This is a genomic window from Limnohabitans sp. (assembly GCF_044373035.1).
Lineage (GTDB): Bacteria > Pseudomonadota > Gammaproteobacteria > Burkholderiales > Burkholderiaceae_C > Limnohabitans_A.
Genome location: NZ_JBILQU010000040.1, coordinates 1 through 24,991 on the forward strand (window position 1 = coordinate 1; position 24,991 = coordinate 24,991).

The following is a 24,991-nucleotide window of genomic DNA, read 5'->3' on the forward strand; positions in this document are numbered from 1 at the left end:
CAAAAAACAGGACAATCAAGCTCAAAAGTCGGATTGCGCTTTGACTTTTCGCCATTCCTGCACGAATCGAGTCATGAAGCCCCGTGTTTCATCCACCAACAAGGTATTCCCATGAAGCGACGCAACATGTTCCAACTTTTTTGGGCCTGGTTGGCCAGCGCTGCGGTGCCCATGAGTGCGGCAGCGGCCAACTTTCCCCTGAAAAAAACCAAAGCCGAGTGGCGCAAGTTGGTCTCGCCAGCTGCGTATGCGGTGCTGTTTGAGCACGGCACCGAGCGCCCGGGCAGCAGCTCGCTCAACGCCGAAAAGCGGCCTGGCACCTATGTGTGTGTGGCCTGCAACTTGCCCTTGTTCAGCGCGGCCCACAAATACGAGAGCGGCACAGGTTGGCCCAGCTTTTTCCAAGCCTTGCCGGGTGCTTTGGGCACCACCACCGATTTCAAGCTCATCTACCCGCGCACCGAATACCACTGTTCGCGCTGTGGGGGGCACCACGGTCATGTGTTCGATGACGGACCCAAACCCACGGGCAAGCGCTTTTGCAACAACGGTGTGGCTTTGGCGTTTGTGCCAGAAGGCCAAACGCTCCCCGCTTTGAGGACGTGATGATGAACCGCACGACTGTTTCGACGCCCCTGCGTTGGTTGGCCATTGCATGTGCCGCTGGCGCGTTCTTGTTGACGGCTTGCACGCCCAGCCAGTCCTCCAGCGCGGGCCAAGCCCCTGCGGCCCAGGCCACGCCCACCGAGGTGGTGGCGGCGCCTGTGGTCAGCGGCAAGCCCATGGCTTACGCTTTGTTTGCCGGTGGCTGTTTCTGGTGCATCGAGGCCGACTTTGAAAAACTGGCCGGTGTTGTGGCTGTAGATTCGGGCTACACCGCTGGCAAAACGCCCAAGCCCACTTACGCGCAAGTCAGTGCCGGGAACACGGGCCATACTGAGGCGGTGAGGGTGCTGTACGACCCCAGCCAAGTGAGTTACGCGCAGTTGGTCGACTACTTTTGGCGGCACATCGACCCGACCGTCAAAGACCAGCAGTTTTGTGACGTGGGCTCCCACTACCGCAGCGGCATTTATTGGCAAAATGAAACGGAACGCACCATCGCCGAGGCCAGCCGTGACGCCCTGATCAGCAGCGGCCGCTTCACCACCATTCACACCGAACTGGAGCCAAGCTCAGCGTTTTATCTGGCCGAGGACTACCACCAAGACTACTACAAGAAAAATGAAATGCGCTACAGCTACTACCGTTTGAGTTGTGGGCGTGACGCGCGGGTCAAAAAACTCTGGGGTTGAGGCCCCTGCGCCTTGGCCTTCGGCCGCGCTTGGTCTGCGGCCCTGGCCGTTCGATGACACACACCAGTGGCCCTACCGTGGGCGCATTTTTGAAAGATGGTCGGGTTGCAGTAAAGCGCGATAAGTGATTTCCAAAGTCAAAAGCTTTAGCAGAGGAATGCAAGCGGCTTAAGTTTGCATCGGCTGCGCCACCAGCTTCACCCCCAGTGCGGTGCAGACTCGGGCAATCGTGTCAAAGCGCGGATGCGATGTGGGGCGCAGGGCTTTGTAGAGGGCCTCGCGGGTCAGGCCCGAAGCTTGGGCCACTTCGGTCATCCTGCGTGCGCGGGCGATGGTGCCCAGCGCATGGGTCAGCTCGGCGGGGTCGTTTTCTTCCAGCACCAGCGTCAGGTAGTTGGCCACATCCTCATCGGTCTTGAGGTATTCGGCCATGTCGAAGTCGGGCAGGTCGGCGACTTTGATTTTTTAGGTCATGTTCAATCCAGTTTCATGGCTTGTTTCAGTGCAATGCTGCCAGCGCTGCTTCAGGCGCTTTGTCCAAGACCTTGAGCAAGGCCTTGGCTGCGCCAGTGGGGCTGCGTTTGCCTTGTTCCCAATTGCGGATGGTTTCCAGTGACACATCGATGCGTGAAGCAAATTCAGCCTGGCTAAAGCCCAGACGGCGGCGCACGCGGCGGGCAAACTTGGCCGCGTCTTGCATGGCCAGTGCTTCGTCTTGCGCCATTTGCACGGTCATTTGCGCTTCTGTGGTGGCATCGACCTGGGCGGGGTTGATTCGCCCAATGGTTTGCCCAGCCATCTTTGCAGGTTCAATCTTCATTCGTGTCGTTTTCATAGTGCTTGACCTCTCTGGTGTTGGCTTTTCTGGCGGAGATGATGCGGGTTGCGTTGGCGCGAGGGGTGTAGACCACCACAAAGATGCGTGACGCGATGCGCCCTGTGAGTTGGAATCGTTCTTCACCGTAGCTGTGTCGCTGGTCTGCGCGGATCAGTCGGTTGGGGTCAAAGAAGGCTTGGGCCGCATAAGCAAAGTCGAACCCCCGTTCCTGGAAACAGGTTTCGCTTTTGGTTTCATCCCATTCGAATTCCGTGCCTTAGTGCAGGCCAATGGCCTATGGTTGGCAATCTGCGATTTTTGTGGGGTTGCGTGGAGCTTTTGTGTCCACCAGTCAGCGGCGGCCGTAACTGCACCTCTCTCCCCAACAGCCGCCATTGCTTTCAAACCCGCGGAGAGCCGCTGACGCTTCCCGTTCAGGCAAACTACCCTCCTTCGTTCATCTTCCCAGCCGCTGAGCGACCGATGGTCTGACGCTGGCACGCCTCAATTGCCCGGAACCACAGCATGGAAATCAAAGTCAATTTTCTCGACAAACTGCGCCTGGAGGCCAAGTTTGACGACTTCACTGTGCTGGCCGATCAGCCGATTCGTTACAAGGGTGATGGCTCGGCGCCGGGGCCGTTCGATTATTTTTTGGCGTCGTCGGCTTTGTGCGCGGCTTATTTTGTGAAACTGTATTGCGAGACGCGCGGCATCTCCACCGAGCACATCCGCCTCTCGCAAAACAACATTGTGGACCCCGACAACCGCTATTTGCAGACCATCCAAATTCAGGTGGAGTTGCCAGCCGACATGTCCGACAAAGACCGTCAAGGCATCTTGCGGTCGATTGACCGCTGCACCGTCAAAAAGGCGATCCAAGCGGGCCCCACTTTCATCGTTGAAGCGGTGGACAACCTGGACGCCGACGCGCAGGCCTTGCTCACCCTCAACGCCGATGCGCAAGCGCAGACCTTTATTGTGGGCAAGGACTTGCCGCTGGAGCAGACCATCGCCAACATGACGCGGGTCTTGGCCGATTTGGGCATCAAGATCGAGATCGCGTCCTGGCGCAACCTGGTGCCCAATGTGTGGTCGCTGCACATCCGCGACGCGCATTCGCCCATGTGTTTCACCAACGGCAAGGGCTCGACCAAAGAGAGTGCCTTGGCCTCGGCGCTGGGTGAATACATCGAGCGGCTGAACAACAACCACTTTTACGCGGGCGTGTTTTTTGGTGAAGACATTGCCCAAGCCGACTTTGTACACGACCCCAAAGAGCGCTGGTTCCCGCCGGGCAAGCGCGACGCGCTGCCCAAAGGCTTGTTGGACGCGCATTGTTGGCCCATCTACAACCCCGATGGCGAGCTCAAGGCCTCGCACCTGTTTGACACCAACTCGGGCAACCCCTCGCGCGGCATTTGTGCACTGCCCTATGTGCGCCAGTCTGATGGTGAGGTGGTGTACTTCCCCTCCAATCTGGTGGAAAACCTGTTCGTGAGCAACGGCATGAGCGCGGGCAACACGCTGGTGGAAGCACAGGTGCAGTGCTTGTCGGAAATTTTTGAGCGGGCCGTCAAGCGCGAGATCCTGGAAGGCGAAATGGCCTTGCCCGACGTGCCGCCGGATGTGCTCGCCAAGTACCCCGGCATCGTGGCGGGTATCGAGGCTTTGGAGGCGCAGGGTTTCCCGGTCTTGGTCAAAGACGCGTCGCTGGGTGGGGTGTACCCGGTGATGTGCGTGACCCTGATGAACCCGCGCACCGGCGGTGTGTTCGCCTCGTTTGGCGCGCACCCCAGGCTGGAAGTGGCGCTGGAGCGCAGCCTGACCGAGCTGCTGCAGGGCCGCAGTTTTGAAGGCCTGAATGACCTGCCTGCACCCACCTTCACCAGCAACGCGGTGACCGAGCCCAACAACTTTGTCGAGCATTTCATCGACTCCAGCGGCGTGGTGTCATGGCGGTTTTTCAGCGCCCAATCGGATCACGACTTTGTGGAGTGGGACTTTGCCGGGAAGGGTGAGGACGCCACCGCCCAAGAGGCCGCCACGCTGTTTGGCATTTTGCAGGCCATGGGCAAAGAAGCTTATGTGGCGGTGCACGACCAATTGGGTGCCACCGCTTGCCGCATCCTGGTGCCGGGCTATTCCGAGGTCTATCCGGTCGACGACCTGATTTGGGACAACACCAACAAAGCGCTCTGGTTCCGCGCCGATGTGCTCAACCTGCACCGCCTGGACGACAAGGCTTTGATGGCATTGCAGGGCCGATTGGAGAACAACGAGCTCGACGATTACCTCGACATCGCCACCCTGATTGGCATCGAGTTTGACGACAACACGGTGTGGGGCCAGTTGACGGTGATGGAGCTCAAGCTCTTGATCCACCTGGCTTTGCAGCAGTTGGAAGAGGCCCATGAACTGGTGGGTGCTTTCTTGCAGTACAACGACAACACGGTAGAGCGCCGCTTGTTTTACCAGGCCTTGAACGTGGTGCTGGAGGTGACGCTGGACGAGGACTTGGCCCTGGAAGACTACGAGGTGAATTTCCGTCGTATGTTTGGCCACGAGCGCATGGATGCTGCCATCGGCTCGGTGGACGGCAGCGTGCGCTTTCATGGCCTCACGCCCACCAGCCTCAAGCTCGAAACGCTGGACCGGCACCAGCGCTTGCTCGACAGCTACAAAAAACTGCACGCGGCGCGGGCGCGTGTGGCGGCGACGCAGGCTGAGGCGTGAATCCACCCATCGGGCATGGGCCAGCCGTGCCAAAGCGCCAAGCTGGACGCCAAAACAGGTGTGCTTTTTAGGAAGTCTTGGCTTTGACCCTGACCCCACCGACGACCCCCACCACCAGCAGCGCAATGCCTGCCAGCGTCAGCGGTTCAGGCCATTGGCCGCGCAGCCAAAAGGCATAGGCCAGGGCTGACAGGGTTTCGAACACGATGAGCTGGCCCGCCAGTGCGGTGGGCAGGCGTTGGCTGGCGGCGTTCCAGCACAGGGTGCCCAGCCATGAAGCGAACAGGCCGATGGCCACCATGAGGCCGACAAATTCCAGCGGCCGAGGCCCGAAAGGCATGGTCAGCGGATGTTGCGTGGCGCTTGCCCAAACCCAGTAGGCGGCATAGCCCAGCACGGCCAGGGGCAAAGTGGCGACCCCTTGCGCTGTGGCCCACACGCGGGGGTTGCGATCGGGGTGGCCGCGCAGCCAGTCGGCATTTTTAAGGGGGTACCAGGTCCAGCAAACCACCGCACCCACGGCCAACGCAGCCCCGGTGATGTAGCGGTCGGTGTCGGCCTGCGGGTTTTGCAGCAAGGCGGCCCATTCCACATGGTTGACACAGGCGATGCCGAGCAAGATCAGCGCCAAAGGCGGGGCTAATTTGAGCCACGAAAAGCGACCGTCGCGCTGGTGGTTGAGCAAGTTGGCCGCCACAGCAATCACCACGGGCAACGTGCCGATGATCATGGTGGGCAGCGCGCCGCCTGCACGCTGGATGGCGCTGGACAGGAACAGGTAATACAGCACGTTGCCAATGGCGGCCAGCTTGAGCGCGGTCAGCCAGTCGGCGCGTGACAGGCGCTTGATTTCGGCGCGGTCGACAAATGCCAAGGGCAGGGCGATCAGACCAAAAGCCAGGTAGCGACCAAAGGTGTGCAGCGCGGCGGGGTATTCGGGCAGCATGAGTGGGCCGACAAACACCAAGCCCCACATGAGACCCGCGGCCAAAGCGAACAGGATGCCGCTCAGCATGCTGTGGCTCTGAACGGGCGGTGACCCAGGGCGCAGTGCGCTGTGAGAAATGTCATGGTGCGCATTATCCTTGCGCCCGCGGTGTCATGTTGCCCGTCTCAGGGCGAAAGCCAGGCCTTTTGAAACCGGCCTTGCGCGTCGTGGTCTTGCGCTTGCTTGACGGGGTTGAAGCGCCTGCCCACCCGCGGGTCGGTGCCTCGGCCGCTGACGTACAGCCAGTTGCCTTGGTTGCTGCTCACGTCAAAGTCCACCAGCTGCGATTCGAACCAGGCCGCGCCTGCGCGCCAGTCGCAAGACAGGTCGTGCACCAAAAAGCTTGCCACGATCTGCCGCATGCGGTTGGAAGTGAAGCCGGTGGCGGCCAGCTCGCGCATGCCCGCGTCCACGATGGGCTCGCCGGTTTGGCCTTGGCACCAGCGCTGGAAGTCCTTGGGGAAGTGAGAGGGCTTGGGCAAGTTGGACAAGCCCCGTGCCGCATAAAGTTGCGGACCGTGCTGCAGGTGCAGCATGCGAAAGTTGTCGCGCCACAGCAGCTCAAACCACAACCAGTAAGTGCCGTCGTTGCTGCCGTGCGTTTGCTCGTAGGCGTGGAGTTCTGCCCAAATGCGGCGGGCCGACAGCGCACCCGTGGCCAGCCAAGGTGACCAGTGGCTGCTGGTGTGCTGGCCTTGCAGGGCATTGCGGGTTTGTTTGTAGCGGTCGGGCCAGGGCGGCGTGAGGTAGCTTTGCAGGTGGACCAGGGCGCTGGTTTCGCCGCCCCGGTAGGCGGCTTGTGTGTACGGAAAGTTAGATCTCGCGTGAGCATCGCCTTCGGTGTGGGCTTGCAGCAGCGTGAAGGCTTTGTCGGTCCAACCGGGCAAGCTGGCCCATTCGGTAGAGGGCTCATTTGGAGGTGCAGGCAGCGCTGTGGGTGCGGGCAGCGGTGCCAAGGGCTTGAGCCGCTTTGACTCGATGCGCTGGCGAAACTCGGTGAAGACCTGCGGCATGTCTTCTGCTGCAAAGGGCAGGGCGTCGGGTTCGATCAGGCTGGATTGCCACAGGGTTTTGACCGTGAGGCCCGCGTTGATCAATGCTTGCACTTGGGCTTCTTCTTCGGGCGCGGCGACGTCTTCGCAAAAGATGGTGTCGGCTTGCACCAGGCGTGCGCAGGCGGGCAGCACATCGGCCACAGGGCCGTGCAGCAACACCAGGCGTTGGCCCAAAGCAGCCAAGGCGTTTTGCAAGTCTTGCAGCGTGTCGGCCACAAAACGCCTGCGGTGCACGCCCATGCGGCGAAAGCCCCAGGCGGTCGGCTCGTCTTGCACGGGTTCGTGCACATAGACCAGCAGCAGGGCTTGCTGGTGCGCTTGGGCATGATCGATGGCTTGCTGGAGTGCGCGTTGGTCGTGCAGGCGCAAGTCGTTGCGAAACCAGAAAAGGGTGGTGGGCATGGTTTAGAAGTCAAAGCCCAACTGCTTGCTGGTTGGGGTGTTGTCTGAAGAGGACTTGGCCGACTTCCTGCGGCCGGTCTTGGGGGAGTCCGAGTCGCGGTTGAACACGTCTCGCTGCTGGCCAGTGCCATGTTTGCGCGAAGCGTGTTTGTCGACGATGGCTTTTTTGCCCGCTTTCACACCGGGTTCGGCCCGGCGCGCGTGCAGCGCGGCTTTAGACTGGCGTGTGGCCTCGGCCAAATCCACCACGGGCAGGGGAATGTCGGCATCCGGCCCGCTGCCCACCGACAGACCGCAGTGGCGTTGCACTTCAGGCGGCATGAGCCAAGGCTCGAACAACCAGGTGTCGGGCACGCGCCGCATGTGGGGCAGCCAGCGCCGCACAAAGATGCCTTTGGGGTCGTGGTCTTGTGCTTGTTTGATCGGGTTGTAAACCCGCGTGGTGTTGATGCCGGTGGTGCCCGACTGCATTTGCAGCTGGCTCCAGTGGATGCCGGGTTCGTAGTCCAAAAACTGTGTGGCCAGCCAATGGCCTACCGGCCGCCAATCGAGCCACAGCGGGTAAGCCGCCACCGACACCAGCATGGCCCGCATGCGAAAGTTGAGCCAGCCGGTTTCAAATAGCATGACCACACACGCGTCCACCATGGGCCAGCCGGTGCGGGCTGAAGTGAGGGCCGCAAAGTGCGCGTCGTTCCAACCGTCTTCGCGCAGGCCGTCGTAACCCCGGTGCATGTTGCGCCACTCGATTTCAGGCTCGCTTTCGAGCTTTTGGATGAAGTGGCAATGCCAATACAAACGGCTGATGAAGCCGACCAGCCCGGCGCGGTGCCGGCTGGCTTGCAGGGGCAGGGCGTCGAGCGCAGCGCGGGTGCTTTGCACCACTTCGCGCATGCTGATGCAGCCATAGGCCAAATAGGTCGAGATGCGCGAGCACGCGGTTGGCGATGACAGTGGCGAAGAGATACCGCCCCGATAAGACAAGGCCCGTGCATCCAGAAAACTGTGCAAGGTCTCCAGCCCCAAACGGCGGCCACCGCGCTGGCGCTGAGCAGGGTTGTGCTGCAAGCCGGGTGGTGCGCGCATGCTTTCGGGGCCATGGTTTTCAGGTGGCGCAAAAAATTGCAGCGCGGGCAAGACCGCTTGCGGCTCGGCCATGTGCGCTTCCCAGCGGGCTTGCCAGGTGTTGCGGCTTTTGAGGCGACGCACCACGCCAAACTGCGGCAACTCGGTCCAGTCCACACCCGCACTGCGGCACCAAGCGCCCACTTGCAGGTCGCGCTCGTAGGTGAAGGCGTTGCCGGTTTCTTCGTGCGCTACCAATTCGGCAAACGGCGCTTGCGCATGCAGTGCAGCCAGCACCTGCACCGCAGGCCCCACGCGCACCTGCAGGCTTGCGCCCAGTGACAGCAGGTCGTGGTGCAGCTCGGTCAAAGATTCGCGCACAAATTCGAAGTGTTGCAAGGCCGCATCGGGCTGTGCCCACAGCGCCGGTTCAACGATGTACAGGCAAAGCAAGGGCCCTTGGGCCGCAGCGTGGGCGAGCGCTGCGTGGTCGTGCAGGCGCAAGTCGCGTTTGAACCAAACCACGCGGTACGTCATGGCTTTGTCCCGAGGGCTGAAACAGGTCCCAATCCACCTGGCCCTGGGCCATAACGCTTCGGATCGACGCTCACGCAATCGATCAAGGCTTTGGGCAGACCGGGCGCATTCTCGCGCAGGTAACGCCGGACCAGGTCGCCGCTGTGCCACGGCGCGGTCGAGCCGCTCCACACCGCCTGGTCTTGCACACGCCACTGGCCGCCCTGCAGGCGCAGCACCACCAGGCTGGGGTTGAGGGTCTCAAAAGCCACCTCGGCCACGCTCCAGTCGTCTTGTTGCAACAGCTGCAGCCAGCGAGCGCTGCGCGAATCGGGCAAGCTGTGTTGCTGGATGACCAGCAGGATGGCCTGGGCCGTGGGGCTGTTGGGGGGCAGCGTGGTGAGCGGTGTCCATGCTTGGCAATCGCTTTGCCAAGACCGAGTTTGTTCGGCCACCCAGCCTCTCAGGTCGAAGCGTTGGCCGTTCACCTCCAGCAGCTTCCCGCCGTCTTGGCTCACCCAGTCCACGTGGCTGTCAACCACCAGCACGGCGGTGACCAGCGCCACGATGGCGGCCACATGACGTTTCATGCCCTGCAGCTCCGGCGGTTTTGTAATGCTATATCACGCATGCTGTGTGAATTTTTTACTGGTTTAAAAATTATGAGTTGTTTTGTGACTGTCTGGTCATAGAATATCTTACCGTTACAGGAGAAGGCCATGATCCAGAAGAAAACCGTCAAAGCCCTTGACATCGCTGTGTTCATCACTTCGCGTGCGGTGGTCAATCCCGTGACCACCGAAGAGATCGCCAACGGTCTGGGTTTGTCGTCTTCGTACACCGAATCGATTCTGAAAGAACTGCGCGAAGCGGACCTGATCCGAGCCCACCGCGGCCCGGGCGGCGGCTATCAGATTCGCGGCAACCCTGAAGACATCAGTTTGTGGGACGTGGTGCGGCACTTTGAAGTGTTGCACAGCTTTGATGCCCTCTACCCTGATGGCGACCACCCGATGAAAGCCCTGGAAAGTGACATCCAGAGCAACATGCAAGCTTTGCTGCAAGCACAAACCTTGTCCGACGTGGCCGTGCCTTTCATGCCGACCGATGTGCGCTTGTCCTCCATGTTGGGACAGTTTCGCCTCAAGCCCTTGCCTGCACCGGTGATGCCGCGCGCCCCCAATTCGGTGTTTCAGCTCAGCATGATGATGTGAGACGGGTCCCGCTCAATGCGGTGCCCAGGCGAACTCGCGCAGTTGCGCCAAACTCACGTACTTCAAGGCTTTTTCGTGTGTACTCTCCAGCACCACCGGAGGGGCTGCCTCGGCCTGCAAGGCTTCGCGCCAGCGCAGGGCGCACAAGCACCAGCGGTCTCCCGCCTTCAGGCCCGCAAAGCGGTATTCAGGTCGTGGTGTGACCAGGTCGTTGCCACGCGAGACTGAAAAATCCAGAAAAGCCTGTGTGACTTTGGCGCAAATCACATGCGTGCCGACGTCCTCGTCGTGGGTGTTGCAGCAGCCGTCCCTGAAGTAACCCGTGAGTGGGTCGTATGAGCAGGGGATCAATTCACCGCCGAGAACGTTCAAACCGGAGCGAGTCATGGGAGTCCAAGTACAAGTGGATAAGAAGCGCCTATTGTCCGGCGGTCCGAGCGCGCGGTCAGTCGAGTTGGGCAAAAGGGCAGGCGGTCGCAGGGTTTTGGGTGGAAACTTGGGACAGACGCGAGACAGGGGCGTGAAGGACAGGCCGTTAAGATGGTCAATTGAGCCCCATGTTCATGAACTTTCCTCTCATCACCGACCCGTTTTTCTACCTGATCGCTGTGCCGGCGGTGCTGCTCTTGGGGGTGAGCAAAAGTGGTTTTGGTGCAGGCTTTGGTTCTTTGGCCGTGCCCATGATGGCGCTGGCCGTCACGGTGCCGCAGGCTGCCGCGATCTTGATGCCCGTCTTGCTGGTGATGGACCTGCTGGGCTTGGCCGCTTTTCGCAAGGACGTGGACCGTGCGCTGCTGCGCTTCATGGTGCCCTTTGCCATGGTGGGCATTGTGCTGGGGGCCTTGTTGTTCAAACTGCTCGATGCGCAGCGGGTGGCGGCCATTGTAGGGGCGTTTACTTTGCTGTTTCTGGCCCAGCAAATGCTGTTCAAACCCGGCCCCAACGGTCCACCGCCGCCGCGCTGGCTGGGTGGGCTTTTGCTCATCACCGCGGGTTTCACCAGCTTCATTGCGCATGCGGGCGGGCCACCGGTCAACGCCTATGTGATGCGCCAAAAACTCAAACCCATTTTGTACACCGGCACGTTGGCGTACCTGTTTTTCTTCATCAACATGGCCAAGTGGGTGCCCTATGCCTGGCTGGGTTTGTTGGACTCGCGCAACTTCGCGACCTCTGTGGTGCTCTTGCCACTGGCCCCGATGGGCGTGTGGTTGGGGGTGCGGTTGGCGCGCCGTATCCGGCCCGATTTGTTTTACCGCCTGATTCGTCTGGGCATGTTCCTCACGGGCTGCAAGCTCTTGTGGGACGGCTGGCGCTGAACAGGTCTTTTTTCCATCCGCAGGAGATTTTTCATGAAAGCAGCCTGGTACAGCCGCAACGGCGAAGCCCAAGACGTGATGCAGGTGGGCGATTTGCCCACACCCAGCCCGCAAGCTGGTGAGGTGTTGGTGCGCTTGGCCACCTCGGGCGTAAACCCGTCAGACGTCAAATCGCGCCGCGCTCGGCCTGTGAACGATCCCCTCATCGTGCCGCACAGCGATGGCGCTGGCGTGATCGAAGCCGTGGGTGCTGGCGTGCCTGCCTCACGCGTGGGTGAGCGGGTGTGGCTGTGGAACGGCCAGTGGCAGCGCGCCTTGGGCACCTGCGCCGAATGCATCGCTTTGCCTGCAGCCCAGGCCGTGGCACTGCCAGTAGGCACTGACTTTGCAGCTGGCGCCTGCATGGGTATTCCGGGCCTGACGGCGGTTCAGGCAGTGATCTTGGCCGAGCGTCTGAGCGGTGATTTGCGTGGGCTCACGGTGCTGGTCACCGGCGCCTCATCGGCGGTGGGCCACTACATCACGCAAATGGTGACGCGGGTGGGCGGTCGGGTGATCGGCACCGTGGGCTCTGAGGCCAAAGCCGAGCACGCCCGCGCTGCGGGCATGCAAGAGGCGATTTTTTACAAGACCGAATCGGTGCCTGAACGCGTCAAGGCCGTGACCCAAGGGCGTGGGGCCGACGTGATCATCGACATGGATTTTTCGACCACCGCAGCCTGGGCTTCGGAAGGCGCTTTGGCCCCACACGGTCAGGTCGTGTGCTATGGATCGAACGCGTTGGAAGTGCCGCTGCCGTTTCGACCCTGGCTTTACCAGTCGATGGGCGTGAAGTTCTTTCTGGTCTATGAACTGACACCCACCGACCGATTGGTGGCCGTGGCACGTTTGTCGAGCCTGTTGGCTGCCCAGCAGTTGCAGCACAGCGTCGGCGCTCAATTCACGCTGGACGAGGTGGCCTTGGCGCACCGCACGGTGGAGGCGGGGCAGACGGTGGGCAATGTGGTGATCGAGCTTTGAACCTGGGGCGTCTGAAGAGCGACAGGGCAGGGTGGTGACCCTGAAGCCCAGGCGGCGCAATGCGTCCGGGGCACCCGTCGGTTTGCCGTTATGCTTGAAGGGCGTACCAAGATTTTTTTCGGGTTTTTTTGATCGTTCATGGCTGCTCCTCATCAATCGCTTTCGGGCCTGCTTCCTTTCTTTAAGCCTTACCGCGTCGGCTTGGGCTTTGCGGCCCTGTTTTTGTTGCTGGCCGCAGGCACCACGCTGGCGTTTCCCTGGGTTTTGCGCCAACTGATTGACCAAGGCCTGTCCACGGGTGCACCGGCCGACCAGTTGTCGGGCAACTTCTTGCAGCTGTTTGGCGTGGCCGCGGCTTTGGCAGTGTTTTCTGCCGGGCGCTTTTACATGGTGAGCTGGTTGGGCGAGCGCATCACCGCCGACCTGCGCAACGCGGTTTACGGCCATGTCCTCAAGCAGAGCCCCGCTTTTTTTGAAACCACGCAATCGGGCGAAGTGCTTTCGCGCCTCACCAACGACACCACCTTGGTGCAAACCGTGGTGGGTTCGTCGTTTTCCATGGGCCTGCGCAACCTGGTCATGGGCACAGGCGCGCTCTTGATGCTGGTGTGGACCAACCCCGTGCTCATGCTGCAGGTGGTGGCGGTGTTGGCGGCGGTGATTTTCCCCAGCGTTTACCTGGGCCGCCGGGTGCGCCGATTGTCACGCGCCAATCAGGACCGGGTGGCCGATTCCAGCGCCATCGCCTCTGAGGTGCTCAACGCCATCAGCGTGGTGCAAAGCTACACAGCCGAAGCCCGAGAAACGCGCCGCTTCATTGACTCGACCACGAGAGCCTTGGGCACGGCACTCAAGCGCATCCGCGCGCGATCGGTGCTGGTGGGTTTCATCATCATGGCCTCAAGCGCGGTACTGCTTTGGGGCTTGTACATGGGCACGTTGGCGGTGCGTGCGGGCACCAGCACGGCGGGTCAATTGGGCGAGACGGTGTTTTACGTGATCTTGCTGGCCAGCGCCTTTGCGGTGCTGGGCGAAGTGTATGGCGACTTGCTGCGCGCTGCCGGTGCGACTGAGCGCCTGATGGAGTTGCTGCACACCGAGTCGAATTTGAAAATCGCCGCCGATCCGCAAAATGCCGCTTGGCCGCAAGGCGGCTCATCGCTCCAGATCGAAGCGCTGCGCTTTCATTACCCCTCGCGCCCCGGCACCTGGGCGCTGGACCAACTCAGCGGCCAGATCCGATCGGGCCAGACGGTGGCCGTGGTGGGCCCGAGTGGCGCGGGCAAAACCACTTTGTTTGATTTGCTGATGCGCTTTCACGACCCGCAATCGGGCCGCATTGTGCTGGACGGTGTGCCGATCGACCAGATGGACTTGCAGGACCTGCGCGAGCGCATGGCCATCGTGCCGCAGGAACCCGTGATTTTTTCGGGCACGGTGATCGAGAACATCCGCTACGGCCGCCCCGAGGCCAGCCTGGAAGAGGTGCTGGCCGCCGCCGAGGCCGCGTACGCGCAAGAGTTCATCCGCGAATTGCCCGAAGGCTTTGACACTTACTTGGGAGACCGCGGCGTGCGCTTGTCGGGCGGGCAGCGCCAACGCATTGCCATTGCACGGGCCATCCTGAAAAACCCACCGCTTTTGCTGCTGGACGAGGCCACCAGCGCGCTTGACGCGCAAAGCGAAAAAATGGTGCAAGCCGCGCTGGACAAAGCCATGGTCGGCCGCACCACGCTGGTGATTGCCCACCGCCTGGCCACGGTGCAACGCGCCGACGTGATCTGGGTGCTCGAGCGCGGACGCCTGATGGAGCAAGGCACCCATGCTGAATTACAAGCCAAGGGTGGGCTATACGCCAGCCTGGCAGCGTTGCAGTTCAACACCGGCAACGGTTAGCCTGCGTTTCTCGACAGCGCAGCGCCGGGGCGGCGCAGGCACAAAAAAGCCGCTGTGAAGCGGCTTTTTTGAGGGCAACTGAAAAGATCAGTTCCGGGTGTCTCGGTAGCCGCTGCCGAAGCCGGTGCTGGGCTCTTTGGGCTTGGAGATGTTCACCACGATCGAGCGACCGCTGACCGACATGCCATTGAGGCCGGTGATGGCGGCTTGGGCTTCTTCGGCGCTGGACATTTCGACAAAGGCGAAACCTTTGGAGCGGCCGGTGTCGCGGTCCATCATGACCTTGGCCGACAAAACGCCGCCAAAATCAGAAAAGTTTTGACGCAAGCTGGCGTCGTCGATGGTGTAGGGCAAGTTGCCCACGTAAATTTTGCTGCTCATGGTTGAGCCTTTCAGAGAGGTGGCGTGGCAGCTTCAAAACAAAGCCGACATGCAGGGAAAAGCGACTTCTTGACAAAAGCCGCAGGGAAACGTGCAAAGCCTTTCGGTTTCAGCACATGGGTTCGGGGTTGGGATTGTTTGGCAGCCAGTCGCGTGTCGTGTCGAGAACGCGTCGCGCAGCGTGTCGGGTCCAGGTGCAGGCCATTGTGCGCACAACGGGTGTCAATGCCAAACCATGCAGCACAGGGCGAGGTTGACGCGCAGCGTAAGAGGCAGAGGTTCGGCCAAGGCCGGAACAAAAAAGAGGGGGTCGAGGGCCAAACGACTTGGGCGCCCGTGAGGTTGGTTATCGGAGAAATCAAAGTCAATCAAGCCGCAAACCATCCAGGGGCTTGCGCAGAGCTGTGAGAAAAAATACCCAAGCCTGCAGCTCAACAGGGCAAGGTGATCGAGGTCAATCGACGCCGTTGCAAATGCCTTGTGGGCAAAATGCATCGTGTCCAAAGGGTAATATTGAACAGATATGAGATTATATTCCTCGGCGGAATAAAAGTCAACTTTTTTAATTCCACCAGTTTGAAGGCCGTCAAGTCCTTCGCGACGTGGTTGGCTCAACCGGCCCGTGTGAAGGGCATCACGCCCACCAGCCACAGGTGCAAACCACCCATCAAAAATGCTGCCCAGATGCCTGTGCCCAGCACCACCGTGATCAAGGTGCTCACGAGCTTGCCCTCAGGCGCGCTGTGCAGGCTTTGGCGGTCGCGCTGGCGAGCAGCGCGAAAAACCAACACCGACCAGATGAGGAAACCACCAAACAAGAGCACATCGGCCAGGTTACCGTTCGACAGCAAATGGCCCAGCGCCCAAACTTTGACCGACAAGGTCATGGGGTGACGCAGTTTGGCTTTGATCTGGTTGCCGGGCACATAGCTGGCCAACAGCAAGACCATGGACAGCCACATCAGCAAAATGGTGGCGTGTTGCATGCCGCGAGGTGGTGTCCAAAGCGCCACCGGGTCGAGCCGGGCTTGACCATAGCCTTGCACCAACAAATAAAGCCCGAGCACCGAAACCGCAGCGTAAACGGCCTTGAAACCCAGCGCACCCCAGCGGTCGATGCCGTTTTGGCGCATCTGCGGGGCCAAGCTTTGCAATGAGTGAATGCCCAAAAAAAGGGCCAATCCAATGAGCAGTTGCAGCATGTTAAAACCTTTGTGTCAGATGCGTTTGAAATTCAGGCTTCATTTTGACACGCCCTTGTACTTTGCAGGGGACCTCCGAAAGCCCGGACTTTCCTGTGTGAATTGCTCGGGTATCACACCGCGCGTGACAAGGTAACTGATGTGGCGCACAATGAACTGGTTAGTAATTTTTTGATTTACCCATCGAGGAGTCTCGCATGTCCCGTTTTACTTCTATCCCCTCCACTCGCCGTGTTTTCATGATGCAAGTGGCCACCGCTGCCACGGCCGTTCTGGCTGTCGGCGAGGCGGCAGCCCAAGCCATGGTCGACGAAAAAGACCCCCAGGCTGCTGGCCTGGCTTACAAAGCCGACGCCAGCAAGGTTGACAAAGCCAAGTTTCCCAAAATGGCAGCGGGCGCCAACTGCGCCAACTGTGCCTTGTTCCAAGCCAAGGCCGGTGCTGCCGCTGGCGGTTGTCCCTTGTTTGCCGGCAAGCAAGTGGCTGCCAAAGGCTGGTGCTCGGCTTGGGCCAAAAAGGCTTGATGCCCACGCTGGCTTGAGCACACTGAGCCGCCCCCTTGGGGCCCATCCCAACCGCCTTCGGGCGGTTTTTTTATGACCCGAGGTCCCTGAGGCCAGGGCAAGGCCTTGGGGTCATCGCTCACCCTTTGCACGGCGGCTTGCTGCACCGTGCCGGCAGTTGCCCGTCCCTGTCAAGTGGGGTGTTCTAAAATGAATTTCATGACGAATCGAAAAGGCATCATCCTCGCAGGCGGCTCTGGCACCCGCCTGTATCCCGTGACCCAAGCGGTGAGCAAACAGCTCATGCCGGTGTACGACAAGCCCATGGTGTATTACCCGCTGACCACGCTCATGCTGGCGGGCATTCGTGATGTGCTGCTGATCAGCACGCCGCAAGACACGCCACGTTTTGCCGAGCTGCTGGGTGACGGCAGCCAGTGGGGCATGAACATCCAGTATGCGGTGCAGCCCAGTCCAGATGGCTTGGCGCAGGCTTTCATCATTGGCAAGGAATTTGTGGGCAACGACCCGAGCGCCCTGGTACTGGGCGACAACATTTATTACGGCCACGATTTGGTCAAACTGCTCGCCAGTGCCCATTCGCGCAACAGCGGGGCCAGTGTCTTTGCCTACCATGTGCACGATCCTGAGCGCTACGGCGTGGTCGATTTCGATGCGAACATGCGCGCTTTGTCGATCGAAGAAAAACCCAAGGCCCCCAAGAGCAATTACGCCGTCACGGGCTTGTACTTTTACGACCAGCAGGTGTGCGACATCGCCGCCGACATTCAGCCCTCACCGCGTGGCGAGCTGGAAATCACCGATGTGAACAAGCGCTATCTCGAGCTGAACCAGCTCAACGTGGAAATCATGGGTCGGGGTTATGCCTGGTTGGACACGGGCACACACGACAGTTTGCTCGAAGCCGCAGGCTTCATTGCCACGCTGCAAAAGCGCCAAGGCCTGATGGTGGCTTGTCCGGAGGAAATTGCTTTCACGCAAAAGTGGATCGATGCGGCGGCTGTGCAGAAGTTGGCCGCGCCCTTGGCCAATAATGGCTACGGCCAATACCTCTTGAACCTGCTCAAATAATGCCTTACACCGTCACGCCCACCGCCCTGCCAGAAGTCCTGATTTTGGAGCCCAAGGTCTTTGGAGACGATCGGGGCTTTTTCTTCGAGTCCTTCAACCAGCAAGATTTTGCTGAAAAAACGGGCGTTGACTTGCCCTTTGTGCAGGACAACCACAGCAAATCTGCGCGAGGCGTGTTGCGCGGCTTGCACTACCAGATCCAGAACCCCCAGGGCAAGCTGGTGCGCGTGGTGCAAGGCCAGGTGTTCGATGTGGCGGTGGACCTGCGCCAAAGCTCGGCCACTTTTGGCCAATGGGTAGGGGTGTACTTGGATGCCCAAAAGCACCAGCAGCTGTGGGTGCCGCCGGGGTTTGCACACGGCTTTGTGGTGCTCAGTGAATCGGCAGAGTTTTTGTACAAAACCACCGATTACTGGTACCCCGTGCATGAGCGCAGCCTGCGCTGGGACGACCCCACGGTGGGCATTGTCTGGCCGATGACAGGCCAGCCCCTGTTGGCGGGCAAGGACGCTGCTGCGGCGTCGTGGGCTGAGGCCGACAAGTTTTCCTGAGTTGTCACGCTCGGGCGGTTTTGCCCATTCAACCCAACGCTTGAGGGTCCTGCGTCCAGACCAAGGCAGGCACCCACTGCAGAACGCTTGCCTGCCTCAATACCCCTTGGGATTGTTCGATTGCCAGCGCCAAGCGTCCAGGCACATTCGCTCAACCCCCAATTGCGCCTGCCAGCCCAGCGCTTTTTGGGCCAGGCGCGTGTCGGCATAGCAAGCGGCCACATCGCCCGGTCGGCGGTCCACAAAGCGGTAGGGCAGGGGCACACCCGTCACGCGTGCAAAAGTGTCGGCCAACTCTTGAACGCTCACCCCGCGCCCGGTGCCCAGATTGACGGTGATGCTGGTTTGTTGCTCTTGCAGGTAGTTCAGCGCCGCCAAATGGCCTTGCGCCAAATCGACCACATGGATGTAGTCGCGCACTCCTGTGCCATCGAAGGTGGGGTAATCCTTGCCAAAGATGCTCAAAAACTCGCGTTGGCCCACCGCCACTTGGGTGATGAAAGGCATCAGGTTGTTAGGGGTGCCACTCGGGTTTTCGCCGATGGTGCCGCTGATGTGCGCGCCCACCGGGTTGAAGTAACGCAGGATGGCCACTTGCCAGCGCGGGTCTGACACCTGCAGGTCGCGCAGGATGTCTTCGCAGATCAGCTTGGTGCGGCCGTAAGGGTTGGTCACCTGCAAGCGGCTGCTTTCGGTGATGGGCACCTGGTCGGGGTCGCCATACACCGTGGCCGATGAGCTGAACACAATGCGGCGCACATTTGCACGGTCCATGGCCTGCAGCAGGGCCAAGGTGCTGCCGACGTTGTTGTCAAAGTAGCGCAGCGGTTGGGCCACCGATTCGCCCACGGCTTTCAGGCCCGCGAAGTGGATGACGCCGTCGATGCGGTGTTCGGCAAAGATCCGGTCGAGCGCGGCGCTGTCGCGCACATCGGCCTGGATAAAGCTGAAGTGCTTACCCGCGAGGGCCTCGATCCGGTCGAGCACCTTGGCGCTGCTGTTGCACAGGTTGTCGACGATGACCACCTGGTGCCCAGTGTTCAACAGTTCTACTGCCGTGTGCGAGCCGATGTAGCCCGCGCCGCCCGTGACAAGGATGGTGCTCATGGCGCTGCCACTACGACCGAAATTTTGGCCGCGGCTTCGCGTGCGCGTTGCAGCGCGTTGTCTCCTTGGGCCAGCGCCACCGCCATGCGGCGGTAGGGGCGGGTGGTGGGTTTGCCAAAAATGCGCACATCCACGCCGGGTTCGGCCAAAGCGGCTGCGACGCCGGTGAATGTCGGGTTGACGCCTTCCTTGTCGGCCAGCACTACAGCGCTGGCACCTTCCACACACGCAATGCTGGGGATCGGCAGGCCCAAAATGGCGCGGGCGTGCAGATCAAATTCGCTCAAGTTCTGGCTGATGAGCGTGACCATGCCGGTGTCGTGCGGGCGAGGGCTCAGTTCGCTGAAGATCACTTCATCTTTCGTTACGAAAAACTCCACGCCGAACAGGCCTGCGCCGCCTAAGTCGGTGGTGACTTTTTCGGCCATTTGCTGTGCTGCCAACAGTTGCTCGGGTTTCATCCCCTGAGGCTGCCAGCTGTACTGGTAGTCGCCGCGCTCTTGCACATGGCCAATCGGCGGGCAAAAAAGCGTGGGGCCTTGGCGCTGTCGGATGGTGAGCAGGGTGATTTCAAACTCGAAGTGGATGAATTCTTCGACGATGACTTTCTGGCGGTCGCCGCGCATGCCGGCGCAGGCGAAGTCCCAACTGGCTTGCACGTCAGCGGCGGTTTTGGCGACGCTTTGGCCTTTGCCCGATGAACTCATGACCGGTTTGATCACGACTGGGAAACCAATCTCGGTGGCTTTGGTGAGCAGCTCGGCGGCCGAGTCGGCGTAGCTGAATTGGGCGGTGCGCACACCCAGGCCCACCGCCACATCGCGGATGCGGTCGCGGTTCATGGTCAGGTTGGCAGCGCGGGCGCTGGGGATGACCTCGAAGCCTTGTTTTTCCACGTCGAGCAGCACCTCGGTGCGTATCGCTTCGATTTCGGGCACGATCAAATCGGGCTGGTACTTGGCAATGGCGGCGCGCAGCGGGGCTTCGTCCAGCATGCTGAAAACGCAAAACTCGTCGGCCACCTGCATGGCGGGGGCGCCGGCATAGCTGTCGCAGGCGATGACGTGGCAGCCCAGGCGCTTGGCGCTGATGACGAATTCTTTGCCGAGTTCACCAGAACCCAAAAGCAGTATTTTTTTCATGGTCAGGCCTTCTGGATGTCGGCGTGAATCTGCTGCAGTTGCGCCGCCGTCAAGCGGTTGCCATGCTGGCTGACCACCGCAGCGGCAGCGCGGTTGGCCAATGCGGCCGCTTGCGCCGGGCTTTGGCCGTGGGTGAGGCCGAACAAAAAGGCCCCGGCAAACATGTCGCCAGCGCCGTTGGTGTCCACCGCTTGGGCGGGCACGGCGGGCACTTCGATGCGCTGGTTGCCTTGAATCACGATGCAGCCTTTAGCGCCTCGCGTCAGGCACACGGTTTTGGCCAAAGCCGAAAGCTGGCCAATGATGGCGTCCAGCTCGGTGGTGCCACACCAGGTTTGCGCTTCTTCTTCGTTGGCAAACAAATAGTCCAGGCCGTTGCCGATCATGGCTTCTAGGCCTGCGCGGCAGAAGTTGATCATGCTGACATCACTGAGGGTGAGGGCCGTAGCCACTTGGTGCTCGATGGCAATCTGGCGACCTTGAACAGCGGCTTCGAGGCCACTGGGCGATGCGGCCAGATAGCCTTCCATGTAATAAATTTTGGACTTGGCGATGTCTTGCGGATGCAAAGAGCTGGCGTCCAGCTGCGAGGTGGCACCTAAAAAAGTGCACATGCTGCGCTCGGCGTCGGGGGTGACCAGCACCATGCAGCTGCCGGTTTGGCCTTCTTTCGCCTGTGTGTGGGTCAGGTTGGTGGCCACGCCGTTGGCTTGCAGGTCTTGGCTGTAAAAAGCGCCCAGTTCATCGTCGGCCACACGGCACGAATAAAACGCTTTGCCGCCCAATTGGGCCAGTGCCACCACGGTGTTGCCCGCTGAGCCGCCACCGGTGCGCCGGGCGTGCAGGCCTTGCACATGGGTGAGCAGTTCGGCGCGTTGGGGGGTGTCGATCAGGGTCATGTGGCGTTTGCTCACGCCCATGGTGTGCAGCAAGGCGTCAGAGACTTCGTATTCGGTGTCGACCAGGGCGTTGCCGATGGCGTAGAGGTGGTAGTGGGACATGGGCCGCAGGGTGTTGGTGTAAATCCATGAGTTTACCGACCCTCACATCAATCCTGATTCGGCCATCGACAGTGCCTGTCCTTGCCCCACGATGATGTGGTCGAGCACGCGCACATCCACCAGCGCGAGTGAAGCTTTGAGGGTCTGGGTCAGGTGCTCGTCGGCCCGGCTGGGCTGGACCGAGCCGCTGGGGTGGTTGTGCGACAGCACCACAGCGGCGGCCTGGTGGTGCAGGGCGCGCATGACCACTTCGCGCGGGTAAACGCTGGTCTGGCTGAGCGTGCCCCTAAAAAGCTCTTCCATGGCCAGCATGCGGTTTTGGCTGTCCAGAAACAGCACCGCAAAGACTTCGTGGTTTTTATGGGCCAGTTGCAGCTGCAAATACTGTTTGACGGCGTTGGGCGTTTGGAATGCCTCGCGCTCTTTCAGGCGCTGGCTCAAGGCCCGGCGGGCCAGCTCGAACACGGCCAGCAGCTCGGCCTGTTTGGCCGGACCCAGACCCTTGACCAATTGGAGTGACTGCGCCGTGGCCTGCAGCAAGCCCGCGATGCCGTCCGGCCCCAGCAGTTCTTCGGACAGCTGGAACACGTTTTTGCCCGCCATGCCGGTGCGCAGCAAGATGGCCAGCAACTCCACATCGCTCAGGGCCTGCGGGCCACGGGCGAGCAGTTTTTCGCGCGGCCGCGCATCGGCTGGCAAGTCTTTGATGCTCATGTTGAGGCCCCTCCCAGGTCCCGCATTCGGCCAAGCTTGCCCCTTTGACGGGACGGGTTGGCCGGACTTTTTACAATAGCCCCTTCTTTATGCCTGTTTCGCCGCCCTGGTGGCATTCCAGAAAACCCTTATGCCCATTGTCGAACCCGCCTCTTTTTTGACGCTTCACTACCGCCTGGCCGGGCCGCAGGGCGACATCATCAACACTTTCCATGAAAAGCCCGCCACCCTGTCGCTGGGCTCGGGCACCTTGTCGCCCGCCCTCGAGCAGCGCTTGTTAGGCTTGGCCGAAGGCACCCGAGTGGTGATGGAGATTCCGGCCGGCGAAGCTTTTGGCGAACGCATTGCCGACATGCAGCAATGGGTGGCCCGCAAGTTGCTGAACGAATTGGGTGATCCGACTGAAAAATATGTGGCAGGCGATGTGGTGCAATTCCCCACGCCCGATGGCTTGGGTTCGTATGCGGGCACGGTGCTGGAAGTGAACACGGAGGGTGCGGTGAAGTTTGACTTCAACCACCCCTTGGCCGGTCAGCCTGTGACCTTTGAAATTGAACTGATTGGAGTGCTGTGATGACATCCGAAGTGCTTTTGGCCGAGCCGCGTGGCTTTTGCGCCGGGGTGGACCGTGCGATCGACATCGTGGAGCACGCGCTCAACAAATTCGGCCGGCCAATTTATGTGCGCCACGAGATCGTGCACAACACCTATGTGGTGGACGATCTGAAAAAAAAGGGCGCGATCTTCATTGAAGAGTTGTCTGATGTGCCGCCCGGGGCCACGCTGATTTTCAGCGCCCACGGGGTGAGCCGGGCGATCCAGGACGAAGCGGTAGAGCGCGGATTCAGGATTTTTGACGCCACCTGCCCGCTGGTGAGCAAGGTGCATGTGGAGCTGGCCAAGCTGCACAAAGAGGGTTATGAGTTCATCATGATCGGCCACAAGGGCCACCCCGAGGTGGAGGGCACCATGGGCCAGCTCGACAGCGGCATCCACTTGGTGGAGGACGTGGCAGACGTGGCCAAAGTGCAACCTGCCCAGACCGACTTGCTGGCGGTGGTGACCCAAACCACCCTGAGCGTGGACGATGCGGCCGAGATTGTGGCCGCCGTCAGGGCGCGCTTTCCGCAAGTGCGCGAGCCCAAGCAGCAAGACATTTGCTACGCCACCCAGAACCGGCAGGACGCCGTCAAGCTGATGAGCCCGATGGTGGACGTGGTGATCGTGGTGGGCAGCCCCACCAGCTCCAACAGCAACCGCCTGCGCGAGCTGGCCGATCGTTTGGGCACGCCCGCCTACATGGTGGACAGTGCGGCCGACCTGGACCCCGCTTGGTTTGAAGGCACGCTGAAAGTGGGCTTGACCGCCGGCGCGTCGGCCCCGGATGTGCTGGTGCAAGATGTCATTCAGCGCCTGCGTGCCATGGGCGCAGTGTCGGTGCGCACCTTGGACGGCATTCAGGAAACCATCAAGTTCCCGCTGCCCAAGGGCTTGAAGCTGGACGCTGCAGAAAACCCAGAACCCGGCTCACTACAATCGCCCCATGCTTGATATTGTTCTTCTCCGCAAAGATCTGGACGCTGTTGTGGCGCGTTTGCAGACCCGTAAAAATCCCCAGCTCTTTCTGGATGTGGACGCTTTTCGCGCTTTGGAAGGCGAGCGCAAAACGCTGCAAACCCGCACCGAAGAGCTGCAAAGCCAGCGCAACAGCTTGTCCAAGCAAATTGGCATGCTCAAGGGCAAAGGCCAACACGCCGAGGCCGATGCCGTGATGGCGCAAGTGGGCGCGATCAAAGACGAGCTCGATGCTTCGGCCCAGCGCTTGGAGGTGCTTCAGGCCGAACTGCAAGACCTGCTGCTGGCCGTGCCCAATTTGCCGCACGAAAGCGTGCCGGTAGGTGAGGGTGAAGAAGGCAACGTTGAAGTGCGCCGCTGGGGCACGGTGCGCAGTTTCGACTTTGAGCTCAAGGACCATGTGGACATCGGCGAAAAGCTCGGCCTGGACTTTGCCACCGGCACCAAGTTGACCGGATCGCGTTTCACCTTCATGCGCGGCCCGGTGGCCCGTTTGCACCGGGCTCTGGCGCAGTTCATGCTGGACGTGCAGACCTCAGAGCACGGGTACACCGAGTGCTACACGCCCTACATCGTGAACGCCGACACGCTGCGTGGCACGGGCCAGCTGCCCAAGTTCGAAGCCGATCTGTTCGCTGCCAATAAAGGCGGCCAAGAGGGCGAAGAAAGCCAAGCGCTGTACCTGATCCCCACGTCGGAGGTGACGCTCACCAACGTGGTGCGCGACGAAGTGTTGGCCGAGGCGGATTTGCCCATCAAGCTCACGGCACACACCCCGTGCTTCCGGTCCGAGGCGGGCAGCGGCGGGCGTGATGTGCGCGGCCTGATCCGACAACACCAGTTCGACAAAGTCGAGATGGTGCAGATCGTGCACCCTGAGCAAAGCTACGAAGCGCTCGAAGCCATGACAGGCCACGCCGAAGCCATTTTGCAAAAGCTGGGCTTGCCCTACCGCGTGATGAGTCTGTGCACCGGCGACATGGGTTTTGGCGCGAGCAAGACCTATGACCTGGAAGTCTGGGTGCCTGCGCAAAACACCTACCGTGAGATCAGCTCGGTGTCGAACTGCGAGGCTTTCCAAGCCCGCCGTTTGCAAGCACGCTTCAAAAACGCGCAAGGCAAAAACGAGCTGGTCCACACTTTGAACGGTTCGGGCCTGGCCGTGGGCCGTGCCTTGGTGGCGGTGCTGGAGAACTACCAAAATGCCGACGGCTCGGTGACGGTGCCTGAGGTGCTTCGTCCTTACTTGGGTGGCTTGGAGACGCTGTCGGCCTGATAGAATATATGTTTCGACAAACGAAACCGAACCCGGAGAGGTGGCAGAGTGGTCGAATGTACCTGACTCGAAATCAGGCGTAGGGGCGACCCTACCGAGGGTTCGAATCCCTCCCTCTCCGCCA

The 24,991-nt window shown here is 60.8% G+C and carries 27 protein-coding genes, 1 tRNA gene and 1 pseudogene; 14 read left to right on the forward strand and 15 right to left on the reverse strand.

The window, feature by feature from the left end:
• Positions 1–111 precede the first annotated feature (111 nt).
• Together msrB and msrA are read left to right on the forward strand one after the other, a co-directional pair.
• Complete coding sequence (gene msrB / locus ACIQ47_RS07935) at positions 112–606, forward strand: peptide-methionine (R)-S-oxide reductase MsrB (protein WP_396437627.1); 495 nt, start codon at positions 112–114, stop codon at positions 604–606.
• A 2-nt stretch (positions 607–608) separates the two neighbouring features.
• The gene (msrA, locus tag ACIQ47_RS07940) at positions 609–1,295 is read left to right on the forward strand and encodes a peptide-methionine (S)-S-oxide reductase MsrA (protein ID WP_396437628.1); all 687 of its coding nucleotides are present in this window, start codon (positions 609–611) and stop codon (positions 1,293–1,295) included.
• A gap of 168 nt (positions 1,296–1,463) precedes the next feature.
• Here msrA and ACIQ47_RS07945 read toward each other — a convergent pair whose 3' ends face one another.
• The 3 genes and pseudogenes from ACIQ47_RS07945 to ACIQ47_RS07955 form a co-directional block, all read right to left on the reverse strand.
• On the reverse strand, positions 1,464–1,757 hold the full coding sequence (locus tag ACIQ47_RS07945; RefSeq protein WP_396437651.1) for an addiction module antidote protein: 294 nt from the start codon (positions 1,755–1,757) through the stop codon (positions 1,464–1,466).
• A gap of 37 nt (positions 1,758–1,794) precedes the next feature.
• Positions 1,795–2,115 carry a helix-turn-helix domain-containing protein gene (locus ACIQ47_RS07950; RefSeq protein WP_396437629.1) on the reverse strand — a complete coding sequence of 107 codons (321 nt, stop codon included), beginning with the start codon at positions 2,113–2,115 and terminating at the stop codon, positions 1,795–1,797.
• Positions 2,105–2,362: pseudogene (locus ACIQ47_RS07955) on the reverse strand (BrnT family toxin); the annotation flags it as partial. The pseudogene ACIQ47_RS07955 and the gene ACIQ47_RS07950, both read right to left, overlap by 11 nt.
• 275 nt (positions 2,363–2,637) lie before the next feature.
• Here ACIQ47_RS07955 and ACIQ47_RS07960 point away from each other — a divergent pair.
• Positions 2,638–4,848 (forward strand): OsmC domain/YcaO domain-containing protein, encoded by a 2,211-nt coding sequence (locus ACIQ47_RS07960; protein WP_396437630.1) that lies wholly within the window; start codon positions 2,638–2,640, stop codon positions 4,846–4,848.
• Positions 4,849–4,915: 67 nt separating this feature from the next.
• On the opposite strand, the gene ACIQ47_RS07965 is transcribed toward ACIQ47_RS07960, so the two are convergent.
• From ACIQ47_RS07965 to ACIQ47_RS07980, 4 genes are all read right to left on the reverse strand, one after another.
• On the reverse strand, positions 4,916–5,863 hold the full coding sequence (locus ACIQ47_RS07965) for a DMT family transporter (protein ID WP_396437631.1): 948 nt from the start codon (positions 5,861–5,863) through the stop codon (positions 4,916–4,918).
• 98 nt (positions 5,864–5,961) lie between these two features.
• Entirely contained in the window at positions 5,962–7,293 is a 1,332-nt protein-coding gene (locus ACIQ47_RS07970) for a DASH family cryptochrome (RefSeq protein WP_396437632.1), read from the reverse strand.
• 3 nt (positions 7,294–7,296) lie between these two features.
• Positions 7,297–8,895: a deoxyribodipyrimidine photo-lyase/cryptochrome family protein gene (locus ACIQ47_RS07975; RefSeq protein WP_396437633.1), complete on the reverse strand. Its 1,599-nt coding sequence runs from the start codon at positions 8,893–8,895 to the stop codon at positions 7,297–7,299.
• Entirely contained in the window at positions 8,892–9,464 is a 573-nt protein-coding gene (locus ACIQ47_RS07980) for a hypothetical protein (protein ID WP_396437634.1), read from the reverse strand. The genes ACIQ47_RS07975 and ACIQ47_RS07980 overlap by 4 nt, the downstream gene beginning before the upstream one ends.
• A 129-nt stretch (positions 9,465–9,593) precedes the next feature.
• On the opposite strand from ACIQ47_RS07980, the gene ACIQ47_RS07985 reads away from it, so the two are divergent.
• Positions 9,594–10,088 carry an Rrf2 family transcriptional regulator gene (locus ACIQ47_RS07985; protein WP_396437635.1) on the forward strand — a complete coding sequence of 165 codons (495 nt, stop codon included), beginning with the start codon at positions 9,594–9,596 and terminating at the stop codon, positions 10,086–10,088.
• Positions 10,089–10,100: 12 nt separating this feature from the next.
• Here ACIQ47_RS07985 and ACIQ47_RS07990 read toward each other — a convergent pair whose 3' ends face one another.
• Positions 10,101–10,475: a DUF2237 family protein gene (locus ACIQ47_RS07990; protein WP_396437636.1), complete on the reverse strand. Its 375-nt coding sequence runs from the start codon at positions 10,473–10,475 to the stop codon at positions 10,101–10,103.
• Positions 10,476–10,651: 176 nt separating this feature from the next.
• Between ACIQ47_RS07990 and ACIQ47_RS07995 the strand changes: the two genes are divergently transcribed.
• The 3 genes from ACIQ47_RS07995 (at position 10,652) to ACIQ47_RS08005 (ending at position 14,323) form a co-directional block, all read left to right on the forward strand.
• A complete protein-coding gene (locus ACIQ47_RS07995) occupies positions 10,652–11,407 on the forward strand; it encodes a sulfite exporter TauE/SafE family protein (RefSeq protein WP_396437637.1) in 756 nt (251 codons plus the stop codon).
• 33 nt (positions 11,408–11,440) lie between these two features.
• Entirely contained in the window at positions 11,441–12,427 is a 987-nt protein-coding gene (locus ACIQ47_RS08000; protein WP_396437638.1) for an NADPH:quinone reductase, read from the forward strand.
• Positions 12,428–12,565: 138 nt separating this feature from the next.
• The gene (locus tag ACIQ47_RS08005; protein WP_396437639.1) at positions 12,566–14,323 is read left to right on the forward strand and encodes an ABC transporter transmembrane domain-containing protein; all 1,758 of its coding nucleotides are present in this window, start codon (positions 12,566–12,568) and stop codon (positions 14,321–14,323) included.
• Between the two features lie 87 nt (positions 14,324–14,410).
• Here the strand turns inward: ACIQ47_RS08005 and ACIQ47_RS08010 are convergent, their stop codons facing one another.
• The 3 genes from ACIQ47_RS08010 to ACIQ47_RS08020 form a co-directional block, all read right to left on the reverse strand.
• Entirely contained in the window at positions 14,411–14,704 is a 294-nt protein-coding gene (locus ACIQ47_RS08010) for an RNA recognition motif domain-containing protein (protein WP_396437640.1), read from the reverse strand.
• Between the two features lie 222 nt (positions 14,705–14,926).
• The gene (locus tag ACIQ47_RS08015; RefSeq protein ID WP_396437641.1) at positions 14,927–15,319 is read right to left on the reverse strand and encodes a hypothetical protein; all 393 of its coding nucleotides are present in this window, start codon (positions 15,317–15,319) and stop codon (positions 14,927–14,929) included.
• Positions 15,316–15,906, reverse strand: a complete 591-nt coding sequence (locus tag ACIQ47_RS08020) for an NnrU family protein (protein WP_396437642.1) — start codon at positions 15,904–15,906, stop codon at positions 15,316–15,318. Before ACIQ47_RS08020 ends, ACIQ47_RS08015 begins: the two co-directional genes overlap by 4 nt.
• Positions 15,907–16,103: 197 nt before the next feature.
• Here ACIQ47_RS08020 and ACIQ47_RS08025 point away from each other — a divergent pair, with 197 nt between their 5' ends.
• From ACIQ47_RS08025 to rfbC, 3 genes are all read left to right on the forward strand, one after another.
• Positions 16,104–16,430: a high-potential iron-sulfur protein gene (locus ACIQ47_RS08025; RefSeq protein ID WP_396437643.1), complete on the forward strand. Its 327-nt coding sequence runs from the start codon at positions 16,104–16,106 to the stop codon at positions 16,428–16,430.
• 198 nt (positions 16,431–16,628) lie between these two features.
• On the forward strand, positions 16,629–17,501 hold the full coding sequence (gene rfbA / locus ACIQ47_RS08030; RefSeq protein ID WP_396437644.1) for a glucose-1-phosphate thymidylyltransferase RfbA: 873 nt from the start codon (positions 16,629–16,631) through the stop codon (positions 17,499–17,501).
• Entirely contained in the window at positions 17,501–18,052 is a 552-nt protein-coding gene (gene rfbC, locus ACIQ47_RS08035) for a dTDP-4-dehydrorhamnose 3,5-epimerase (protein ID WP_396437645.1), read from the forward strand. The genes rfbA and rfbC overlap by 1 nt, the downstream gene beginning before the upstream one ends.
• Positions 18,053–18,148: 96 nt before the next feature.
• On the opposite strand, the gene galE is transcribed toward rfbC, so the two are convergent.
• From galE to radC, 4 genes are read right to left on the reverse strand one after another with little or no spacing between them, the layout of a single operon-like run.
• A complete protein-coding gene (galE, locus tag ACIQ47_RS08040; RefSeq protein WP_396437646.1) occupies positions 18,149–19,159 on the reverse strand; it encodes a UDP-glucose 4-epimerase GalE in 1,011 nt (336 codons plus the stop codon).
• A complete protein-coding gene (gene purT / locus ACIQ47_RS08045; protein ID WP_396437647.1) occupies positions 19,156–20,301 on the reverse strand; it encodes a formate-dependent phosphoribosylglycinamide formyltransferase in 1,146 nt (381 codons plus the stop codon). The genes galE and purT overlap by 4 nt, the downstream gene beginning before the upstream one ends.
• A 2-nt stretch (positions 20,302–20,303) precedes the next feature.
• Complete coding sequence (locus ACIQ47_RS08050) at positions 20,304–21,302, reverse strand: adenosine kinase (protein WP_396437648.1); 999 nt, start codon at positions 21,300–21,302, stop codon at positions 20,304–20,306.
• Positions 21,303–21,344: 42 nt separating this feature from the next.
• Positions 21,345–22,016, reverse strand: a complete 672-nt coding sequence (gene radC, locus ACIQ47_RS08055; RefSeq protein WP_296292497.1) for a DNA repair protein RadC — start codon at positions 22,014–22,016, stop codon at positions 21,345–21,347.
• A gap of 130 nt (positions 22,017–22,146) precedes the next feature.
• Here radC and ACIQ47_RS08060 point away from each other — a divergent pair, with 130 nt between their 5' ends.
• From ACIQ47_RS08060 to ACIQ47_RS08075, 4 genes are all read left to right on the forward strand, one after another.
• Positions 22,147–22,590 carry a peptidylprolyl isomerase gene (locus ACIQ47_RS08060; RefSeq protein ID WP_296292496.1) on the forward strand — a complete coding sequence of 148 codons (444 nt, stop codon included), beginning with the start codon at positions 22,147–22,149 and terminating at the stop codon, positions 22,588–22,590.
• Positions 22,590–23,567: a 4-hydroxy-3-methylbut-2-enyl diphosphate reductase gene (ispH, locus tag ACIQ47_RS08065; RefSeq protein WP_396437649.1), complete on the forward strand. Its 978-nt coding sequence runs from the start codon at positions 22,590–22,592 to the stop codon at positions 23,565–23,567. The genes ACIQ47_RS08060 and ispH overlap by 1 nt, the downstream gene beginning before the upstream one ends.
• Positions 23,560–24,867 (forward strand): serine--tRNA ligase, encoded by a 1,308-nt coding sequence (gene serS, locus ACIQ47_RS08070; RefSeq protein WP_396437650.1) that lies wholly within the window; start codon positions 23,560–23,562, stop codon positions 24,865–24,867. The genes ispH and serS overlap by 8 nt, the downstream gene beginning before the upstream one ends.
• A 34-nt stretch (positions 24,868–24,901) precedes the next feature.
• Positions 24,902–24,991 (forward strand) — tRNA-Ser (locus tag ACIQ47_RS08075).

Bases quoted from the DNA above. Each gene is read 5' to 3' on its own strand.
- ACIQ47_RS07960 (WP_396437630.1), top strand. From the start codon at position 2,638: ATGGAAATCAAAGTCAATTTTCTCGACAAACTGCGCCTGGAGGCCAAG.
- ACIQ47_RS07975 (WP_396437633.1), bottom strand. From the start codon at position 8,895: ATGACGTACCGCGTGGTTTGGTTCAAACGCGACTTGCGCCTGCACGAC.
- ACIQ47_RS07980 (WP_396437634.1), bottom strand. From the start codon at position 9,464: ATGAAACGTCATGTGGCCGCCATCGTGGCGCTGGTCACCGCCGTGCTG.
- ACIQ47_RS07950 (WP_396437629.1), bottom strand. From the start codon at position 2,115: ATGAAGATTGAACCTGCAAAGATGGCTGGGCAAACCATTGGGCGAATC.
- rfbC (WP_396437645.1), top strand. From the start codon at position 17,501: ATGCCTTACACCGTCACGCCCACCGCCCTGCCAGAAGTCCTGATTTTG.
- ACIQ47_RS08025 (WP_396437643.1), top strand. From the start codon at position 16,104: ATGTCCCGTTTTACTTCTATCCCCTCCACTCGCCGTGTTTTCATGATG.
- ACIQ47_RS07985 (WP_396437635.1), top strand. From the start codon at position 9,594: ATGATCCAGAAGAAAACCGTCAAAGCCCTTGACATCGCTGTGTTCATC.
- ACIQ47_RS08060 (WP_296292496.1), top strand. From the start codon at position 22,147: ATGCCCATTGTCGAACCCGCCTCTTTTTTGACGCTTCACTACCGCCTG.
- radC (WP_296292497.1), bottom strand. From the start codon at position 22,016: ATGAGCATCAAAGACTTGCCAGCCGATGCGCGGCCGCGCGAAAAACTG.
- ACIQ47_RS07965 (WP_396437631.1), bottom strand. From the start codon at position 5,863: ATGCTGAGCGGCATCCTGTTCGCTTTGGCCGCGGGTCTCATGTGGGGC.
- ispH (WP_396437649.1), top strand. From the start codon at position 22,590: ATGACATCCGAAGTGCTTTTGGCCGAGCCGCGTGGCTTTTGCGCCGGG.
- ACIQ47_RS08020 (WP_396437642.1), bottom strand. From the start codon at position 15,906: ATGCTGCAACTGCTCATTGGATTGGCCCTTTTTTTGGGCATTCACTCA.
- ACIQ47_RS07995 (WP_396437637.1), top strand. From the start codon at position 10,652: ATGAACTTTCCTCTCATCACCGACCCGTTTTTCTACCTGATCGCTGTG.
- ACIQ47_RS08050 (WP_396437648.1), bottom strand. From the start codon at position 21,302: ATGTCCCACTACCACCTCTACGCCATCGGCAACGCCCTGGTCGACACC.
- ACIQ47_RS08010 (WP_396437640.1), bottom strand. From the start codon at position 14,704: ATGAGCAGCAAAATTTACGTGGGCAACTTGCCCTACACCATCGACGAC.
- rfbA (WP_396437644.1), top strand. From the start codon at position 16,629: ATGACGAATCGAAAAGGCATCATCCTCGCAGGCGGCTCTGGCACCCGC.
- msrA (WP_396437628.1), top strand. From the start codon at position 609: ATGAACCGCACGACTGTTTCGACGCCCCTGCGTTGGTTGGCCATTGCA.
- purT (WP_396437647.1), bottom strand. From the start codon at position 20,301: ATGAAAAAAATACTGCTTTTGGGTTCTGGTGAACTCGGCAAAGAATTC.
- ACIQ47_RS08000 (WP_396437638.1), top strand. From the start codon at position 11,441: ATGAAAGCAGCCTGGTACAGCCGCAACGGCGAAGCCCAAGACGTGATG.
- msrB (WP_396437627.1), top strand. From the start codon at position 112: ATGAAGCGACGCAACATGTTCCAACTTTTTTGGGCCTGGTTGGCCAGC.
- ACIQ47_RS07990 (WP_396437636.1), bottom strand. From the start codon at position 10,475: ATGACTCGCTCCGGTTTGAACGTTCTCGGCGGTGAATTGATCCCCTGC.
- ACIQ47_RS08005 (WP_396437639.1), top strand. From the start codon at position 12,566: ATGGCTGCTCCTCATCAATCGCTTTCGGGCCTGCTTCCTTTCTTTAAG.
- ACIQ47_RS07970 (WP_396437632.1), bottom strand. From the start codon at position 7,293: ATGCCCACCACCCTTTTCTGGTTTCGCAACGACTTGCGCCTGCACGAC.
- serS (WP_396437650.1), top strand. From the start codon at position 23,560: ATGCTTGATATTGTTCTTCTCCGCAAAGATCTGGACGCTGTTGTGGCG.
- galE (WP_396437646.1), bottom strand. From the start codon at position 19,159: ATGAGCACCATCCTTGTCACGGGCGGCGCGGGCTACATCGGCTCGCAC.